Here is an 18,202-nt window from a genome sequence, read left to right as displayed (position 1 = left end):
GGAAACCGGGTACATACCAATTTACTACAATACACAGTTATATAGACAGTCTCGATATATCATATTGGCTAATACTTCCCATGTATCGCAAATGCCATCCTGGGTATAGCTGCGGATATACGTTTTCCTTACCTGAGGATACGCTGCTTCAATGGCATTTAAATCGCCCAACAGCCACGCTTCCATTTCTTTAATTGCAATGCAGAAAACATGATCAATCTGGATTTTGTTTTGGATTGCCATGTTTTCCAGCTGCTTCCTGAATTGTGTGGTATCTCTTTTATCATTATCCAGAACGATTACTAATGCCGCTTTATCCCAATAACTTAATTCTCTGTTAAAAGCCCTTAAATACATGGGTAAATCGTTTAGAAGTTTTCCTGTCTTCTGTTCCAGGGGCTTTCCCTTTTTTACAAATCCTCCTATTCCTTTGAAGGCTTTGCAGTCGAATGTGATTTTCTTTTCAGAATATTTCCTCAGTAATTTTATCATTACAGCATCAATCAGTTTATTTGTTGAATCGTCTTCCACCAAGAACTGAAAATGCATAGTATTCTGTCCTCCCTTTAACCAAAATACTTGCTGTACCACATATCACCCAGGGCTACTCCTTCTTCCGACAGAGCCTGGACAAATTCATACTCCGATGCTTTCTTAGCCGTCGAGCAGCCGTCGCTGCCTTTAGTTAAAACCCAGACATCCTCCGGTGACAGGGCATTCACAAAAAATGGGCTGTGTGTTGTTACGAAAAGCTGTTTTCCATATCCGGTTCCTACATTTCTTTTCATTTCTTCAGCAAGGGAAGCCAAATAATAATGGTATAATCCATTTTCCGGTTCCTCAATAAAAATAAGCTGTCTGGGATTTTTCTCATGCAGAAGCAGATAATATGCAAATAATTTTAGGGTTCCGTCCGACATTCTGGGAGAATAGAACGGTTTCTCAAATCCCTGTTCCCAGAAACGCAAAATCATCTGTCCATTTTCTAACTTGACCGGCTCAATCTTTTCAATCCCGGGAATTTTTGTCTGGATATCCCTGAGTACCTTTTCAAAATCCTTACTATTTTCCCGATACATATACTGTGCAACGTTATTTATATTGCTTCCTATACGATCCAGATATGGCTGGGGTGCTTCTGTCTGGACCTTTCTGGCAGCATCAGGTGAAAAATAACACAAATACCAGCCCCTCAGAAAAGTGAGAAATTCCACAACTCTCTCATACTGGCGCATAATTCCCAGTGTCACAATTCCCGGTTTCCGTATATCCGCCAATTCCACATCTACTTTATTCCCGATAATACTGCCGTCATCATCTTGTCCGCTTTCCAAACCTTCAAAAACATAGCCCTTACCATTTTGCAGATACATAAACGATAAAGGCCTCCCTATGCTTTTTACCCTCTGGCGTAAACGTTCCTCCTTCACAAAAGGTCTCCCCAGGCTGTCCTTATCTATAACCAACTCATAGATAATGGGTCTGACATTACCGGATTCCCGATAACACAGTTCAAAAGAAATCGGATTATTGCTTCCTTGTGTCTGAATCTGGTCATAGCCGCCCCGATTATTCGCATCGCATGCTGCTTCCGCCCCAATTTCCAGACAATCAGCAATAAAACCGAATGCATCTGCAAAAGTACTCTTTCCGTTTCCGCTTGCCCCGATAACTGAAACCAGATTTCCCAAAGCTTTCGTATTTGGATGAGATAAAGTTTTCCCTAGTGTAATATCTTTCAGCGGACCATAATTTTGAATTCGTATTCCTTCTATTTTTCCCATTTCAAACCTCCCTGTATCCGCCCGGATTTTAAACTGTTCATGTCACATATCTTAGCATAAAGTATACTCCTTTAAAACTATTTTGTACTACTTCTATTTTTTTAAATAGTAAAAGTATGTTTTATAATCTTTTAAAGATGAAACCTTCATATCATATCGGCAAAAAATAAAAAATACTCTTCCAGACGCTTTAAGCCATAGCCGGATTATAAAACAATTCTTAATCATTCCTTAAATTACCATAAATTTAGACAAATGTGGCAAAATGAGTATAGGAACAGGCGTTGTGGAGGGTTATAATAACATAACATATGTTGGGGGCTGTATGAAAAACCGGTTGGATCCGGCCCGGAAGGGTGTGGATACGTTATAGCAGAGCAGGTAACTGTAAAGCAATTGAACAATTGTACAGTTACCAATGCAGAAGGAATGATTGCTTATGAATTGGAAGAAAAACAGCAAAAGCCTGGAAAACCAGGAAGCAGGGAAAGGAAATGTGGACACAGAGGAACGCAGGGAAATCGCGGTTTTGGAGGCAGAGCCCGGATGCGGGCTGGGTGCTGAGGAGGTACGGCTGCGGGTAGAAAACGGGTATGTCAACCGCAGTGATTCTTCTCCTACGAAAAGTGTGGGGGATATCATTAAGTCTAATACGTTTACTTTTTTCAACCTGGTATTTGTTGTGCTGGGGGGCTGCCTGATTGCAGTGGGCTCTTATACCAACCTGCTTTTTCTTGTGATTGCCGCTGCAAATACGTTTATCGGGATTTTTCAGGAGGTCCGTTCCAAAAGTGCTGTGGACAGGCTCACGCTTCTGGCGGAGCAGAAAATACATTGTATCCGGGACGGGGAATGGGCGGAAATTCCTTCTTCAGAGCTGGTGCGGGACGATATTGTGGAATTTGATAACGGGAGCCAGATTTGTGCGGATGCCGTGATTTGCTCCGGGCAGGTAACTGTGAATGAGTCGCTGCTTACGGGGGAAACCGACGCTATTTTGAAGCAGGCCGGGGACGAGCTGAAATCGGGCAGCTTTGTAAACGGCGGGCGGTGTGTTGCCAGGCTTTCGCAGGTAGGCAGTGATTCTTATGCTTCCCGTCTTGCAAGAGAGGCGAAAAGCGATGTAAAGCTGGCAAAATCCGAGATGATGCGTTCTTTGGACAGGCTGATCCGGGTGATAGGTATTTTACTCGTCCCCGTGGGGATCTGCCTGTTCATCAATCAGTATCAGATGCTGGGGCTTCCGGTGAAGGGGGCTGTGGAGGCGACGGTTGCCGCGCTTATCGGGATGATCCCGGAGGGGCTGTATCTTCTGACAAGCATCGCCATTGCCGTAGGGGTTCTGCGTCTTTCCAGGCGGAAGGTTCTTGTGCGGGATATGAACTGTGTGGAAATCCTTGCCCGTGTGGACACGCTTTGTGTGGATAAGACCGGCACCATCACTGAGCCGGGGATGGACGTGGATCGTTTTATTCTGCTGGATGAGGAAAATTTCCCTGAGGAAGCGGTAACGGAAATGCTGGCCGCATTTTATGACAATATGGATGCGGATAATGATACGGGACGCGCTATGGCGGAGCGTTTCCGGCAGGATTCGGACTGGGAGGCCGCTGATATCGTTCCCTTTACCTCTGATACCAAATGGAGCGGCATCACCTTTGAGGAGCATGGCAGTTTTCTTATCGGCGCTCCGGAATTTATTATGGGGTCCCGTCTGAAGGAGCTTAAGAAAAAAATCCGTCCCTGGGCGGAGCAGGGCATGCGTGTCCTTCTTGCCGCCGCTTACGATGGCAATCTGAAGGAAGACGGGCTGCAGGAGGCGTGTATCCGTCCCATGGCTCTCATTCTCATCACCAACCGGCTTCGGGGCGAGGCCGCGGAAACGTTCCGGTATTTTAAGGAGCAGGGCGTATCCGTCCGGGTTATTTCCGGCGATAATCCTTCCACCGTATCCGAGGTGGCAAGGCAGGCCGGCATTGAAGGCGCCGAGCTTTATGTGGATGCTTCCACGCTGAAAACGGAAAGCAGCCTGGAGGCGGCGGCTGAAAAATACCGTGTTTTCGGACGTGTCACTCCTGAGCAGAAATGCAGGCTGGTGAAGGCGCTACAGAAAAACGGACATACGGTGGCCATGACGGGAGACGGCGTCAACGATGTGCTTGCCCTGAAAGAGGCGGACTGCGGCATCGCCATGGCCTCCGGCAGCCAGGCAGCCTGCCAGATCGCCCAGCTTGTGCTGCTGAATTCGGATTTCCAGTCCATGCCCGCCATCGTTGGCGAGGGACGGCGTGTTATCAATAATATCCAGCGGGCGGCATCGCTTTTCCTGGTTAAAAATATTTTTTCCTTCCTTCTGTCTTTAGTAAGCCTGTTTGCCGGCTTCCCTTATCCGCTCCTGCCGCTGCAGCTGTCCCTGATCGGATCCCTGACCATAGGCATTCCCTCCTTCTTCCTGGCGCTGGAGCCGAACAGCAGCCGTGTGGAGGGGCATTTTATGAGCAATGTCTTTTACAAAGCGCTTCCCGGCGGCCTGACAAACCTGTTTCTTGTTTTGGGAATCGAGCTGTTTACCTACGCCTTTGATTTCCCGGTGGAACAGCTTTATAGCATTTCCGCTGTAACCGTCCTCTTCGTGGGGCTTCTTGTCCTTTATCAGGTATGCAGGCCCTTTGACTGGAAGAGGCGCACGGTCTGGGGCGTCATGACCGTTGCCGCCCTGGTCTGTGTTGTCTTTTTCGGAGAGCTTTTCAGCATACGTCCCCTGACGCTGCAGACCGCGCTGGTTCTGGCAGTATTCCTTCTCCTCGCCCAGCCCGCCATGCATCTGGCCCTGTGGCTGTTTGAGCAGGGTAACCGTCTGTACCGCCGCCTGAAGAAATACGGAACGGAAAACAATTAGCCAAAATCCGTCGCGGCAGATAATCCGGAATGTTTCCGGGCAGTAACTGTGAGTGGTACTGAACAGTTACAAAAAAATCTTATTTCTTTCTTAAATCCATTGATTCACTGGCAAAAACGCGCCATAATCATAGTATAAAGAGTAACGTTTCAGACCGGAATGTTGCGGCCGTTTCAAAATGGAAAGGACGTGTTGCCGATGGACATTACATTGTCGGAGGATATTGACGCAGAGTATCTTGAGGATGTTGCCGACATCCTCACAAATAAAGAATTTCTGGCCCTGAACAGCTACAGACACCATGTGGCCACGACAAGGCTGATGCACAGTATTAATGTTTCCTATATCTCGTGGCTTACGGCAAAGAAGCTGGGATGCGACGCCCAGGCAGCCGCCAGGGCGGGGCTGCTTCATGATTTCTTTCTGTATGACCCCAGAGAGGGCAGGCCCTCCAGGGAGCTGCAGGCCTTCTGCCATCCCAAGGTAGCCGCCAGGACCAGCAGGGAAACCTTTGAAATTTCCGAAAAAGAAAGGGACGCCATACTGTCCCATATGTTCCCGCTGGGACCCCTTCCCAAATCCCGGGAAGCATGGATTATATCCGGCGCGGACAAAATATGCGCCTGTGCGGAAGTCTTCCATATTACGATTGCACTGGCAAGAGACGGACGCGTGGCAGTCAGCCCGGCGTAAGGATGAAGGTTTTCTTTCCAACTGCATAAAGAGTGCCGGAGAGGGCGCTTTTCAAGGCGCTGTTTCCCTCACGGCAGTACAAAGGACCGGCCGGGTTTATCCCGCGCCGATCCTTTGCTTTTTTGTCCTCCTATAGTAAAGCGGCCTCCGCTGCCTGCCGGGCCTGAAGCCTGCTGCCCGCCTCATTGTCATGCAGTCCGTCAGGCTCACATCTGGCAGCCTCACATCCACCTGTTAAATTACGGTATTCCCTTATCCGTTAAATATAGTACTCCCTGCCTGCGATTTCCTCTGCGTCAAATCCCAGCACATAAGAAACCCCTTTTTCCGCAGTGAAGCTAACCATGCCGTCCTGCGCCCTGACGTTTACGCCGGGACCGCTTACTCCGGCCAGCCCTTTTGCCTTCACACAGCATGGGCCGCCGATAAGGGCTTTGATTTCTCCGGTCCGAAGCTTTCCCCTGTCCCAGGAAGCCGATACCTCAAAACCGCCCCTGGCGCGCATTCCCCGGAAATGGCCGTCAGCCCAGTCCACCGGCACCGCAGGAAGGAGCTCAATGAAGCCCTGGTGACTCTGCAGAAGCATTTCCGCGATTCCGGCTCCCAGACCGAATATGGCGTCAATCTGCTGGTTCACATTGGTCATCATTCCCGCTCCCAGACCCTCTCCCGTGCTCTTTAAAAGATGGCCACATTCCAGTGGATTCTTGAACCGGGCCATCAGGCAAATCTTCCAGGAGCCGGGCCAGCCGCCCTGTTTTCTGGCATGAAGAAGCCTTCTTTCCAGGCTGCGCCTGGCCGCTTCAAATAACTCCGGTGTTCTGGTTTCCGTAATCAGTTCTCCCGGATAGACAGGGTACATATGGGAGGTGTGGGACATTCCCGGCGTACACTCCTCGTAATCCTCATACCATTCCAGCAGTTGTCCGAAGCGTCCGGTACGAAGAGGCGGGAATTTTTTCATGGCTTCCTGAGCCTGTGCAGGGACAGGATCGTCCTCCAGCTTGAGAATATCGGCAGCCTGCGCCACATTGGAAAACAGCTCACGCAAAATACTCATATCCATCGTGGATCCGATTGTCACCGCGCTGATCCTGGGGTGATTGGGCGAACATCTGCTTTCCCTGGATACCTCATCGATAAGCTCAATTACCGTATCCTCCCCATCCGTGATGAATTTGTTTTCCGGGGAAAGGGAAGGCGCCGTCACCAGATAGCCTTCCTTATTTTCCACAAGGAAATCCAGCATAAATACCGCAGCCTCCCTGAGCACCGGATACATTTTCCGCAGGAATGCCTCATCCCGGGTAAATTCATAATGCGTCCAGATATGCTGGCACATCCATGCGCCTCCGAAGGGCCACCAGCTCCAGGAAGCATCCTCACAGCTTGGCTCCGTAGAACGCCACAGATCCGCATTATGGTGGGTTACCCAGCCCCTGCTATGATAATAGCCTTCGGCTGTCTGTTTCCCGCTTTCGGAAAGCTCCGTCAGCAGATCCATCATGGGCAGATGGCATTCGGGAAGCCCCAGCGCTTCACAGGGCCAGTAATTCATTTCCACATTAATGTTATTGGTATAATTGCTGGACCAGGGAGGCGCGGGCGTATCATTCCAGATGCCCTGCAGGTTCAGCGCCTGTGTGCCCGGCCGGGAACCGGCAATGGTCAGATATCTGGAATACTGCAGCAGCAAGGCGGCCAGGGACGGATCATCCACACCCTCGGCGCAGTAGGCCAACCGCTGTGTTGTGGGCAGGTTCCCGCTAAGCTCCCGTCCCAAATCCAGATCCAGCCGGTTATAAAGAGACTGGTAATCCGAAATATGCCTGTTTTTTATGGAAGCATAGCTTATGGACTTTGCGGCAGCCCCGACTGTGCTCCCGTACGCTGCCTCAAGGCTGTCCAGATCTTGCCGGATCTGTTTCAGAAGCTTTCCTGCATCCCTGTCACGCTCTTTACGGAAACCTGCATAATTCGTTTTTGCCTGTACGGCAATCAGCGCATAGCCTGCATGGTTCACATATACCCTGGCCCCGTCGGAAAAAACCCTCCCGTCACAGGATACCACTCTGGCGCAGCAGGCAAAACGTATGGCATCCGATTCCTCCGGCGCCTTGTAGATGAAGCGGGGCGTAACCGCCGTATAATTGGGTTCCGCATGATCAGGGGCAATCCCTGTCAGATAAGCCTCCCCGTCCTGTGTCCCGTTAACATAATGCAGCGAGGAGTCCAGGCCAAAAGCGAAATCCAGCAGTTTTTCTCCCTCCGCTCCGCCTTCTTCCCTTTCTGCGGTACAGTAAATAAACGCTTTATTATCAGGAAAGCTGACAAAATATTCCCTGGTATAACGGATGTTATCCCTCACCCAGGAAACAGTCTCCAATGCAGTTCCAAGCTGCAGCTGCCTTCTGTAATCGCTGATATCATCCTTTTGTGGCTCTATCACCATCTTCAGCGGCATATTCCGTCTGTTATTTGCCTGCCCCACAGTTAAATGCAGGCTTGCCAAAGGCAGATACGCTTCAAACCAGCGCCCTTCCATATCATTATTAATGATATTGTTGGCTTCCTTCACCTTTCCTTCCAGGGAAAGCCTTCTTGCCTCTTCAAATTTGTCATAATGCTGAGGATTCAGATAGAATTCCTCGCTGCCCGACCAGAGAGTATCGTCGTTGATGTAGACCTCTTCCAGCGGCGCGCCTCCCATCACCGACATGCCAAGCCTGCCATTGCCCAGATAATGGGCGTCACAGAATTTTTCCGCAGGCTTATCTTCCCAAAGCAGATAATCCTTCATTCCCTTGTTTCCCCTTTCCCCGCTGCCCAGTTAATTCTTTTTATGTGCGGCAGCCTATCTTCTTTGTACCACATTCGGGGAAAAATGGAAAGGAACATTTCTTCACATCCGGTTACAATATTTCAGGCGTTTTCCTCTTCCATGAACATAAGCGCTCCTTCTGTCTCCAGCTCCGGAGCCTCCTCCATATCCTCCGCGCTGTCCGTAAGCGCACTGCTTTTCCAGACACCTTTTTTATAGAAGGAAAGGGAAAGCACCATGGCCACCATCCAGCCAATCGGCCAGGACAGCCAGATTCCAAGCGTCCCGAAGGGGCCTGCCAGAATAAATGCCAGGATAACGCGAAGCAGCAGATCCGAAAATGTAGCTATCATAAAAGACTTCATTGCGCCGGCGCCGCGCAGTACACCATCCGCCATCAGCTTCAGGGAAATCACGAAATAGAAGGGCGATACAATTTTTAAAAATTCCATGCCCGTTTCCATTGCTACCGTGCTGCCTTCATTCATAAACAGGGACAGCATGACGTGGCTGCCGAAGAAAAAAGCCACAAAAAAGGGCACCGTAATAATCAACGCCAGCTTCACAGCTGCGCCAAAGCCCGCTTTCACTCTCCCCTGCTTTCCCGCGCCCAGATTCTGTGCCGTAAAGCTGCTCGTTCCGTTTCCCAGCGTGGTCAGGCTGGTGATGGCGAAGGTATTCAGCTTAATCGCTGCAGAGTAACCGGCGATAACAGAAGAACCAAAGGAATTTATCAGGCCCTGGATGAAAATATTTCCGATAGAGATAAAGGACTGTTGCAAAATACTGGGCACTGCGATCCTGCTGATTTTCCCAAGCATATTCCAGGAAAACAGCGCTGCCTTACCAGTCGTTTCAACAGAGGCCAGCCTTCTTTTCAGGGTAACGAGCGCCAGCACGCAGGCAACGCCCTGGGCAAGGAAGGTAGCCCAGGCCACACCGGCCACGCCCCAGTGGAAAACCGCCACAAAAAGCGTATCCAGTAAAATATTTCCGATGGAGGAACCAATCAGAAAATACAGCGGCGTTTTGGAATCCCCCAGGGAGGTAAAAATTCCTGTTGCCACATTATACAGGAAAAGGAATACAAATCCGCCGATGTAAATCCGCAGATACAGATCCCCGTCCGCAAAAATATTATCCGGTGTGTTGATCATCACCATCAGGCCTCTGCTGCCCAGAAGCCCTGCGACAGTAAGCACAAGGGAAAGAGCCAGGGAAGCGATCAGCGTGGTGGACACCGCCGTTTTCATTTTGTCATACCATTTCGCGCCGAAATACTGAGAAATCACTACGGAGCAGCCAATATTGCTTCCCACGGCAATCGCCATAAAAATCATGGTTATGGGATAAGAAGCCCCTACCGCAGCCAGCGCGTCCTCTCCTGCAAATTTCCCCGCAATCACGCTGTCCGCAATATTATACATCTGCTGGAAAATCACGCTTACAAACATAGGAATCGAAAATTTCCACAGTACGCTCTGCGGGTCTCCTACCGTCAGGTCCTTATTCATCACTCTTACCTCTCTCATTCTGCCGTCATGCCGGCCATTTCTGTTCTGTTCCGGCTTCCTGGCCGCCAGCGGGTTACTATGCAGCCTGCAGCCGCTCTGTAATTACAACCACCCTGTAACTGCATCCATATTGTAACACCGGCGGACAAAACCTCCGCATAACATTTGCCTTTCAAACCGTCCTGTATTATACTACTTCTAAAAAGATAAATAAAATCAATCATTTCTATGTATTACATAGATTTTATCTATAGTTGTATCTTTTCATGATATAAACCGGGATAAATGCTGGCGAGGGCAGCGTTGGAAAAGCAGAAATATATCTGCCTATGAGAGGAATACCGAATGAGCGTGAGCTTTGATTCTTACAAAACTTTTTATTATGTTGCCAGGCTGGGAAGCTTTACGGAGGCCGCAAAGGCGCTTTACGTGACCCAGCCCACAGTCACCCACGCCATACAGATGCTGGAACAGGAGCTGGACTGCGTGCTGTTCCAGCGCTCCCGCAAGGGTGTTTCCCTGACCCCCGAGGCCGCCATGCTCTATGAGCATGTCAGGGCCGCCTGCGAGCACATTTTTGAAGCGGAAAGCGCGCTGAAAGCAAAAAAGAAACTGCTGGAGGGCCAGGTGAGAATCGGCGCCAGCGAAACCACCCTGCACTTTTTCCTGCTGCCCTTCCTCAAGGAATTTAAAACCCTGCATCCCGGGGTGAAGATCAAGGTGAGCAACAGCAGCACCCCCACTGCCCTGGCGGCCCTGCGTTCCGGCCATATTGACTTCGCTATTTTGGTCATGCGTCCTGGTTATAAGGGGGCTTTCCTGCCACAGGATAAATTCTCCGTTACCAGGCTGGCAGGCTTTCAGGATATTTTCATCGCCGGAAATGACTTTTCCGATTTGGCCGGCCGAAGCGTCACGCCGGGGGAGCTTTGCGGCTACCCTTTTATCTGCATGGAGCCGGGCACCGTCACCAGACAGTTCCTGGATGATTTTCTTCTTCAGTTCCATCTGGCCGTAAGCCCGGACATCGAGCTGGCCACCACCGACCTGATCACCCCTATGGCCGCCAATAATCTAGGTGTGGGCTTTGTCCCCCGCGCCTTCGCCCGCAGTGCGCTGGAGGAAGGAAGCGTCTTTCAAATCCGGCTGACGGAAACGGTTCCCGAACGGGAGATCTGCGTCATATCCCGCACCGATACACCGCTGTCCCTTGCCGGGAATGCCTTTTTGCGGCTGTTTTCTGATTTTGCAGAACCTTCCTGTATAAAGAAGGACTGCCGGTAAGCAGCAATCCCTGATAATTGTGTCACCCCGCGCATGTCCTGGCAGTCAATCTTTCCCTGGCCTTACCCGAAGTCCACACTGTCAACTGCCACTCCCATATATTTTTCCCACAGCTCCCATTCTCCGCGCCCTGCGGCTTCCTCCAGCTCTGCCAGCAGCCTTACCCTGACAGCGCTCCTGTGGATAAAGCAGGGATTGGGATCATTGAAAAATTCCTCGCTCTTTTCCAGGATAATCTCTTCCTTCAGCGGCAGATCGGTCAGCGTTCCCCTGTAAACTTCATGTTCTCCCAACCGGACGCAGATTTCATTCTCCTGCTTTTTCTTTTTCCCAAACATGGTTCTCCCCCTAAATCAGCATATACAGAGAAAATACAGCAAACACAATAAACAGCGCCGCATAGCACAGCTTTACCGCCGGCATCCGCCGCAGGCTTCCTTCCGACAGCGCCAGGATGCTCTTCCCTCCTGCCACCAGAAGAATGATGAGCAGCGCAGGAATACACATAGCTCCCACATACAGGCAAAAGACGAAGACCGGAATGCCCTTCTGCGCATCCGTCTGCACCCAGCGCAGTATGGAAGCCAGATAAATCTGTCCTGTGCAGAAAAATTCCCCCAGGGAAACCAGCACGCTCCCGCCGAATACGGCCAGGAAAAGCAGCCCTCCCAGCCCCGGACGGACTGCGGACTGCAGAAGCTTTTCATTCCATCTGCGCAGCCCTGCGGGAAGCTGCATTCTGACCTTCCCATAATTTCCTCTTTTTATCTGGACAAAATCCCAGATGTTTCCCAGTGCCGCTGCCAGGCAAAAGCATACCAGTATTACATTCAATATATTCCGGGCCAGTCCGAAGGCCTCCAAGGGTATAGCCGATGCGGCTGCGGAAACTGCCAGTCCCAGTCCCAGATAAGCCGCAAATTTTCCAGCCAGGAAACAGAAACCGTACCGCAGGAAACGGCCGCCGGCCGCCGCAAGCAATGAAAGGAACAGAAGCGTCATGGAAAGCGCACAGGGATTCAGGCCATTCAGCAGCCCCGTAAGAAGGATGCTCCCGACAGAAACCGCTCCTTCGAAGCCTTTTCCCGCCGCGCTGCCAGGCACCCGTCCCCCATCCGCCGGCCTGCCGTCCGAAGGCAGATACAGCGCCCCAAGGCCTTCCAGTGCATTGATATACTCTTCCAGCCTCCCGCTGCGGATCTGTTTTTCTCCAGCAAGATAGTGAGTTCCGATAAATACCACAGGCACCTTCTGATCTGCCGACGGCACCTGGAAGGAGTCATACAACTCCATCAGGTAGTCCGCATTGTCCTCCTCCATCACGGAAATTTCACCAAGCTCAACGGGATAGCTCCTCCCGTCCGCTACAGCTTCCGTCGGCAGTCCTGCCAGATATTCCTTTGCCTTCTCACAGCTGTTGCAGCTTTCCGTGGTAAACAGCAGAATATGTATGGAATCCTGGGTTTTCCAGCGGAAACCGCTTTCGCCGCTTCCATTCATTCCGGCGGTTCCCCCGTTGACAGCATCTTCTTCCCCGGTCTTTACCACTCCGTCTACGGCTGCTTCCCTTTCCTCTTGCGCCCCGTATCCGGCTGTTTTCCCCGACTCTGCCTCTCCGCTGCTTCCTTTTTCAGCAGCCAACTTAAGGCTGTCGTATAATTCCTCTCTTATCTGGGTATAGCCAATCAGACAGCGTTCTCCTACAATTGCCAGCGGATAGGAAATATTCTCCTGAGAAATTCCCCTCTCTTCCATGAGCCGGTTCATTTTTTCCTTATTTTCGGGCCGGTAAATATAATATTCATCTATCCAGTAGGGAATGTTGTCTTGCTTTTCCGCAAGCGTATCCCTGACCAGCTCCCTGAATTTTTCACCCTCGTGGCAGGATTCACAGGGATTATTATGGAAAAAATAAATCACTGTTTTTTCCGGTTCCGTGTCCGCATCAGCCTCTTTTTTCCCCGCTGTCCACAGTCCAAAGAAACCTGCCGCCGCCAACAACACAATAACAAGAACCGCTGCCGCTGCTTTCCTCATACTCCCGCCCCTGCCTTTACTCTGAATTCACCAGCTGTTTACCACTGTCCGGTATCTGCACATTTAACTGAATTATAGCTTTTCCACGTCATATACGTCAATAGCCATGCTGCCGTTCAACAGCCAATCCCGGCTACCTGCTCCATACGAACCGTACATAACTTCTGCCCTCCCATACGATGCTTCCACTCCTCTGCCCGCCCAATTTCCGGCATACAGCCAGAGAAGCGCTATTCCTCTCCGCCGCCAGCGCCTGCACCCGCTCAAATCCCAGCTCCCGGAATCCATACTCCAGTATTGCGCCACAGGCCTCCATACAGTACCCCTTCCTCTGTGCCTCCCGGGCAATAATGAAGCCAAGTTCCGGTTCATCGAACCCTTCCCTCATAAAAAACCCCGCTCTTCCCACACATCTGCCCGATTCCCTCTCCGCAAGCATCCAAAGCCCAAATCCGTAAAAAGGATAGGCCCGTTCTATATAAGCCCTGACATATGCCCGCTCCTCCTCCCTATCCTCCGACAGCCCATCCATAACATCCTCAATTCCCGGCTGGTCATAGATCCGGTACAGCGCATCCAAATCCTCCTCTGTCATTTCCCGGACAATAAGCCGGTCCGTCTGCAGAATCTCCCAGGGCTCCTTCACATGCCGCTGATAGACCTTTTCCAGGAAATCTCCGTCCAGTCCTTCCAGACCTTCCACCGCATAAGGAATATCCCCCCATATTTTGCCCCTGTTTTCTTCTGTCAGATACAACAAAATACAGGCGTCTTCTCCCGCTGCCGCCCTGACCGCATCAGGCCTGTCCGTAATGTAGACGGCGGCGTCTTTCCCGGAAGCTTTTCCATCAGCAATCCGGCCCGCCCCAACCGTTTTATCCGTCCTGTCTGTCTTATCCGTCCTGTCTGCCTTATCCGCTTTGTCTGCCTTATCCGCCTTATCTGCATTTTCCGCCTTATCTGCCCGTTTTTTCCCCCTACACAGCCCTGTATCCACCAGCAGCTCCGTCTGATACAGTGCAAGCTTCTCCCTAAGTTCCTTTATTTTATCTTCCGCCGCCTCTTTTTCCAGCGACACAATCACTTTTTCCAACATAAACCGGTTAACTCCCTTTACGAATTCCCGCATTTCGGCTACAATAGACCTGTCGGCCATGCGCCTTGCCGCATAGGCTTATTGCAACGTAACTGTGAGGACATTGAACAGTTATATTGTAACCAAATAAATACCAGAAAGGAAGTTTTATTTATGGCACAGAATCCCGTTGTAACAATCACCATGGAAAACGGAAATGTTATAAAGGCAGAGCTTTATCCTGAAATCGCCCCTATTTCCGTAAATAACTTTATCAGTCTGATCAATAAGAATTTCTATGACGGGCTGATTTTCCACAGAGTCATCAAAGGCTTTATGATCCAGGGCGGCGACCCGGTTGGTAACGGAACCGGCGGCCCCGGCTACTCCATTAAAGGAGAATTCTCCCAGAACGGTGTAAAAAATGACCTGAAGCACACAGAAGGCGTTCTTTCCATGGCCCGTTCCATGGCTCCCAACTCCGCAGGCAGCCAGTTCTTCATCATGCATAAAAATTCACCCCATCTGGATGGCTCCTATGCAGCCTTCGGAAAGGTCATCGAAGGAATGGACGTGGTAAACAGCATCGCTGAAACCCGCACGGATTATTCCGATCGCCCGCTTGAGGATCAGCGCATCAAAACCATGACCGTGGAAACCTTCGGCGTGGATTATCCGGAACCGGAAAAAATGTAAGCTGTAGCCGTCCGGGCAGCCGGATGGTTACACAGGCTTTTCCCCAAAATTTCAGCCGGAGCCGGAAAGCGTATTTACGCAGCAGTTCAGACAATCCTGAACCTGCTGCCGCTTCCGGCTCCGGCTGAATTATGGACATTTCCTCACTCACACCGCAGCATATAATAATCACCATAGGCTGTCCCATCATGGCCTTTCAGCTTTTCCGCCGTCTCCTTAAATCCCAGACATTCCAGAGCCTTCCGCCTCTCCGCCGCTTCCTTCACCGCCTTGGTGGAAACAGATTCACACCCGAACAGCTCCGGCGCCTGCTCCAGCAGCGGCTCCAAAATACTGCATATCACATCTTCCTTCTCATACTCACTTTTTAAATCCAGCCGCAGCAACCCCGTCTTATTAAAAAAATCATCCGCCATCCTGCAGAACATTTCAATCGTTCCCACAGCCCTGCCGCTGCTCCGGTCAAAAATACTCCATCTGACAAATGCCCTGCTCCGGTAAGAAGCTTCCCAGAAGTTTATCTCTGCCTGCATCTGCTCCAGCGTCCTGTAAAAAAAATTGTCCCCGTTACAGTTATCACTGTTGAAAAAAGGCACCGCCTTCTCATCAGAATAAACCTCCAGAAGCTCCTGAGCATCCGCCATCACCGTTCTTTGCAGCAAAAAAGCCTCGTTTCCCAATACCGGACATTCTACATACACATCTTTCATATTGCCCTTCCCTTTCCCACCGTTTTTCCCAATGTTTTGCTTAACCTTTCACTTGATGTTTGATATACTGTTTTACCTGATGTTCTGCTTAACCTTTTACTTAATCACCTGCACTGTCCCTTCCGTTCTCTCAGCGCCGAGATACGCCCCGAACCGTTTCCATGCATCCGCCAGAGACTCCCGCATATCCATGTCACCCCCGCAGCCTTCCTCCCACCACCAGTTTTTAATCCGCAGCACAGAATCCCCCTGCCGGTACTGCTCCGGCTCAAACCTTCCCGCAAACCGGCTTCCATACAAGACAGGCAGTACATAGTAACCGAATTTTCTTTTATCTGCGGGCAAATATACCTCCCAGCTGTAGGTAAAATCAAACAGCATCCGCAGCATCTCCCTGTCCCACAAAAGATTATCCAGCGGCGCCATAAAAGTCGTCCTTCCCTCCTGAAACGGCCTGTTCAGAACATCCGCATCCTCTGTGCGCATATAAAAAGGCTCTTCAATCCCCTCCACCCGGAATTCCCGCAGCTCACCCCTATCCAAAAGCTGCCGGATACACGCTCCACGCCGCTCCCTATCCGATACAAAGTGCCCCAGCCAGGCGCCTCCGTTTTTATTCCACAGCATTCCTACACTGCCAATCCTGCGCTTCACATACCATCGGAAAAAAGCTGACTCTCCATCCTCTCCCTGGAATTCCTCTGTCCTTACTTCGTGAAACAGATTTTCAGTAAAATCAAATATCTTCTGAGTGCCTGTTTTTCCCGCAACCGACAGCTCACCCGTATTGTAAAGATAATCCAGCGCCGAGCTGGACAGCTTTTTCGGCCCCCACCTTCCCTTCCGGTTACAGCCGATGGAAAAATCCTTCGCCTGGGCAGGCCCATTCCTGCGGATATCCTCTCGTATCACATCCAAAAGCTCCAGCGCTTCCGTCTGTCCCCGGCGCCGCATCACAGCCGCCGCGCCATCCGCCGCCGCTTTCCTGACCCGCGCCATCCTTCCGAAATCCTCCGTCCTGTAAATGCACATCATCTTGTCATAACCATCCACCAGGCTCCGATCCGTATACAAAAGCTCCTCCAACAGCCTGGGCCGATAGCCCACAATTCTTGACTGCAATACTAAGTCCGCATTCCGCCCCGCCACATTCAGCGGATCGTACTGAATACATCCCACGCGGTTCATAAACCGCATGATCCCATCCTTTCCCGACAGCCCCTGGCCGCCGTCCAGTCCATGGTACTTCACCAGGAAACGCCTGGCCTCCTCTTTTGATATACAATTGCTGCCAGCTGTCATACCTGCCCTTCCTCTCCTGCATTTCTTACATTATACCAGCCAAAGTATGACAGCTGTATGTCATAGTTGCCCTGCCCGGAATTTTAGCAGCAGAAATATTCATAACAGACGGGGCCTGACCATCATAACTATTCATCTCCGGACCTTAATGAATCCACATCAGACATAATCTCATAATAATGATAATCCCCGCTAATCCGATCACACTCCGGAAAATGTTTATATTCGGTTTTTATATAACGCATGCCGCTTTTCTGCATAACACGCAAGCACCTCCCTGCAGTCCCGGCAAATCCGTTCCTTCAGGCTTTCCGGCTCCAGAACCTTTATCTGGTTTCCCAGCCCCAGAATTGTCCCATACCAGAAATGCTCATTTTCCGGCACCCTGAGCCGCATTATGAAATCCCCGTTTTCCTTCTCCTCCTCAATTTCACCCTTCAGGTATTCCATGCATTTTACCTTTACCTTCTTCCTGCCCTCCAGCCTGATGTCCAGCTGTTTTCTTGTATCCGGCCGGCTGCGCAGTATTTCCGCCGCCTCCCCTGCATCATGCTTTTGCCGCATTGCCTCCTCCATACAGCAAAGTGTGCGCATCCTCACCAGCTTAAACAGACAGTAGCTTTCCTTTTCCGGATAATATGCTGCCAGATACCAGGCGTACCATTGAAAAATACAGGCGGCAGGCTCCACCTCAAACTGCTTTTCCCTGTCTTCGGCATTCGTATAAAAAAAAGACAGCTTTTTCCCCTGATCCATGCATTCCCTGATAATTGCCAGCTTTCCGCTGATGCCGTTTTCCTCCCTGGCCACGCTGAAGTCAAGGATTACCTCCGGAGCGGATGTTCCCGCCAACGCCTTCATTTTTTCAAGCGTATCTTCGGCCGTTTCTTCCTCGTAGGCGGAAAGCAGGCCCTGCAGCGCCGCCACAATATGCTGATAATCCATCTGCTCTGCGGTCTGGCGTTCCATGCAGAAGGTATCCAGTATTTCATAGCCGCCGTCGGCGCCCATACTCGCCGCAACAGGGATTCCCGCCATACACAAGGCTTCAATATCTCTTTGAATCGTACGTACTGAAACCTCAAAGCGCTTTGCCAGGGTACTGGCGCTGGTTTTCTCATGATTCAAAAGATAAATTGTGATTCCCAGAAGTCGGTCCAGCTTCATTTTCACCTCCATCGTCTGCTATTACAGACGTATAAAACATGTTTTTTTCTGTCAGTTTTTGCCAAAAACAGCGTTCATATTTTGTTCATATTTATTTTAAAGAAAGTTAATCTGCCAATCACTGTTTAGACACTTCTCTTTACTATACTATAAACATAAGATGAAGCGAGAAAAACATACAACTTCATCTTCCCTCCTTTAGCGTACAACAAAACTTTTT

At 50.5% G+C, this 18,202-nt stretch carries 14 protein-coding genes; 4 read left to right on the top strand and 10 right to left on the bottom strand.

All coding sequences use genetic code 11. The annotated features are described in order from the left end of the window. Nucleotides 1–24: 24 nt before the first annotated feature. Nucleotides 25–549 carry a DUF4276 family protein gene (locus DXC51_RS02595; RefSeq protein ID WP_117543580.1) on the bottom strand — a complete coding sequence of 175 codons (525 nt, stop codon included), beginning with the start codon at nucleotides 547–549 and terminating at the stop codon, nucleotides 25–27. A gap of 17 nt (nucleotides 550–566) precedes the next feature. Next, the gene (locus DXC51_RS02590; protein ID WP_102287456.1) at nucleotides 567–1,784 is read right to left on the bottom strand and encodes an AAA family ATPase; all 1,218 of its coding nucleotides are present in this window, start codon (nucleotides 1,782–1,784) and stop codon (nucleotides 567–569) included. Between the two features lie 439 nt (nucleotides 1,785–2,223). Between DXC51_RS02590 and DXC51_RS02585 the strand changes: the two genes are divergently transcribed. Next, complete coding sequence (locus tag DXC51_RS02585; RefSeq protein WP_117543579.1) at nucleotides 2,224–4,683, top strand: cation-translocating P-type ATPase; 2,460 nt, start codon at nucleotides 2,224–2,226, stop codon at nucleotides 4,681–4,683. 198 nt (nucleotides 4,684–4,881) lie between these two features. Further along, nucleotides 4,882–5,376: an HD domain-containing protein gene (locus tag DXC51_RS02580; protein ID WP_117543577.1), complete on the top strand. Its 495-nt coding sequence runs from the start codon at nucleotides 4,882–4,884 to the stop codon at nucleotides 5,374–5,376. 259 nt (nucleotides 5,377–5,635) lie between these two features. Here DXC51_RS02580 and DXC51_RS02575 read toward each other — a convergent pair whose 3' ends face one another. Next, the gene (locus DXC51_RS02575; protein WP_117543575.1) at nucleotides 5,636–8,176 is read right to left on the bottom strand and encodes a glycoside hydrolase family 95 protein; all 2,541 of its coding nucleotides are present in this window, start codon (nucleotides 8,174–8,176) and stop codon (nucleotides 5,636–5,638) included. Nucleotides 8,177–8,298: 122 nt separating this feature from the next. Then, nucleotides 8,299–9,711: an MATE family efflux transporter gene (locus DXC51_RS02570; RefSeq protein WP_117543573.1), complete on the bottom strand. Its 1,413-nt coding sequence runs from the start codon at nucleotides 9,709–9,711 to the stop codon at nucleotides 8,299–8,301. Between the two features lie 345 nt (nucleotides 9,712–10,056). Here DXC51_RS02570 and DXC51_RS02565 point away from each other — a divergent pair, with 345 nt between their 5' ends. Then, nucleotides 10,057–10,995 carry a LysR family transcriptional regulator gene (locus tag DXC51_RS02565; RefSeq protein ID WP_117543571.1) on the top strand — a complete coding sequence of 313 codons (939 nt, stop codon included), beginning with the start codon at nucleotides 10,057–10,059 and terminating at the stop codon, nucleotides 10,993–10,995. 62 nt (nucleotides 10,996–11,057) lie between these two features. Here the strand turns inward: DXC51_RS02565 and DXC51_RS02560 are convergent, their stop codons facing one another. From DXC51_RS02560 to DXC51_RS29245, 3 genes are all read right to left on the bottom strand, one after another. Continuing rightward, nucleotides 11,058–11,333, bottom strand: a complete 276-nt coding sequence (locus DXC51_RS02560; protein ID WP_021634649.1) for a hypothetical protein — start codon at nucleotides 11,331–11,333, stop codon at nucleotides 11,058–11,060. Nucleotides 11,334–11,343: 10 nt separating this feature from the next. Beyond that, nucleotides 11,344–13,032, bottom strand: coding sequence for a thioredoxin domain-containing protein (locus DXC51_RS02555; protein WP_117543569.1), 1,689 nt, complete (start codon nucleotides 13,030–13,032; stop codon nucleotides 11,344–11,346). A 133-nt stretch (nucleotides 13,033–13,165) separates the two neighbouring features. Beyond that, the gene (locus tag DXC51_RS29245) at nucleotides 13,166–14,128 is read right to left on the bottom strand and encodes a GNAT family N-acetyltransferase (RefSeq protein WP_147332328.1); all 963 of its coding nucleotides are present in this window, start codon (nucleotides 14,126–14,128) and stop codon (nucleotides 13,166–13,168) included. 153 nt (nucleotides 14,129–14,281) lie between these two features. Here DXC51_RS29245 and DXC51_RS02545 point away from each other — a divergent pair, with 153 nt between their 5' ends. Next, nucleotides 14,282–14,803: a peptidylprolyl isomerase gene (locus DXC51_RS02545; RefSeq protein ID WP_021634652.1), complete on the top strand. Its 522-nt coding sequence runs from the start codon at nucleotides 14,282–14,284 to the stop codon at nucleotides 14,801–14,803. Nucleotides 14,804–14,946: 143 nt separating this feature from the next. On the opposite strand, the gene DXC51_RS02540 is transcribed toward DXC51_RS02545, so the two are convergent. The 3 genes from DXC51_RS02540 to DXC51_RS02530 form a co-directional block, all read right to left on the bottom strand. Next, on the bottom strand, nucleotides 14,947–15,513 hold the full coding sequence (locus DXC51_RS02540) for a GNAT family N-acetyltransferase (RefSeq protein ID WP_117543565.1): 567 nt from the start codon (nucleotides 15,511–15,513) through the stop codon (nucleotides 14,947–14,949). A gap of 96 nt (nucleotides 15,514–15,609) precedes the next feature. Beyond that, nucleotides 15,610–16,815: a DNA glycosylase AlkZ-like family protein gene (locus DXC51_RS02535; RefSeq protein WP_117543563.1), complete on the bottom strand. Its 1,206-nt coding sequence runs from the start codon at nucleotides 16,813–16,815 to the stop codon at nucleotides 15,610–15,612. Nucleotides 16,816–17,034: 219 nt separating this feature from the next. Continuing rightward, nucleotides 17,035–17,982 (bottom strand): helix-turn-helix transcriptional regulator, encoded by a 948-nt coding sequence (locus DXC51_RS02530; RefSeq protein WP_181970014.1) that lies wholly within the window; start codon nucleotides 17,980–17,982, stop codon nucleotides 17,035–17,037. Nucleotides 17,983–18,202: the final 220 nt, after the last annotated feature.

This window comes from Eisenbergiella massiliensis (genome assembly GCF_003435485.1).
This window is presented reverse-complemented; position numbering and strand designations above follow the sequence as displayed.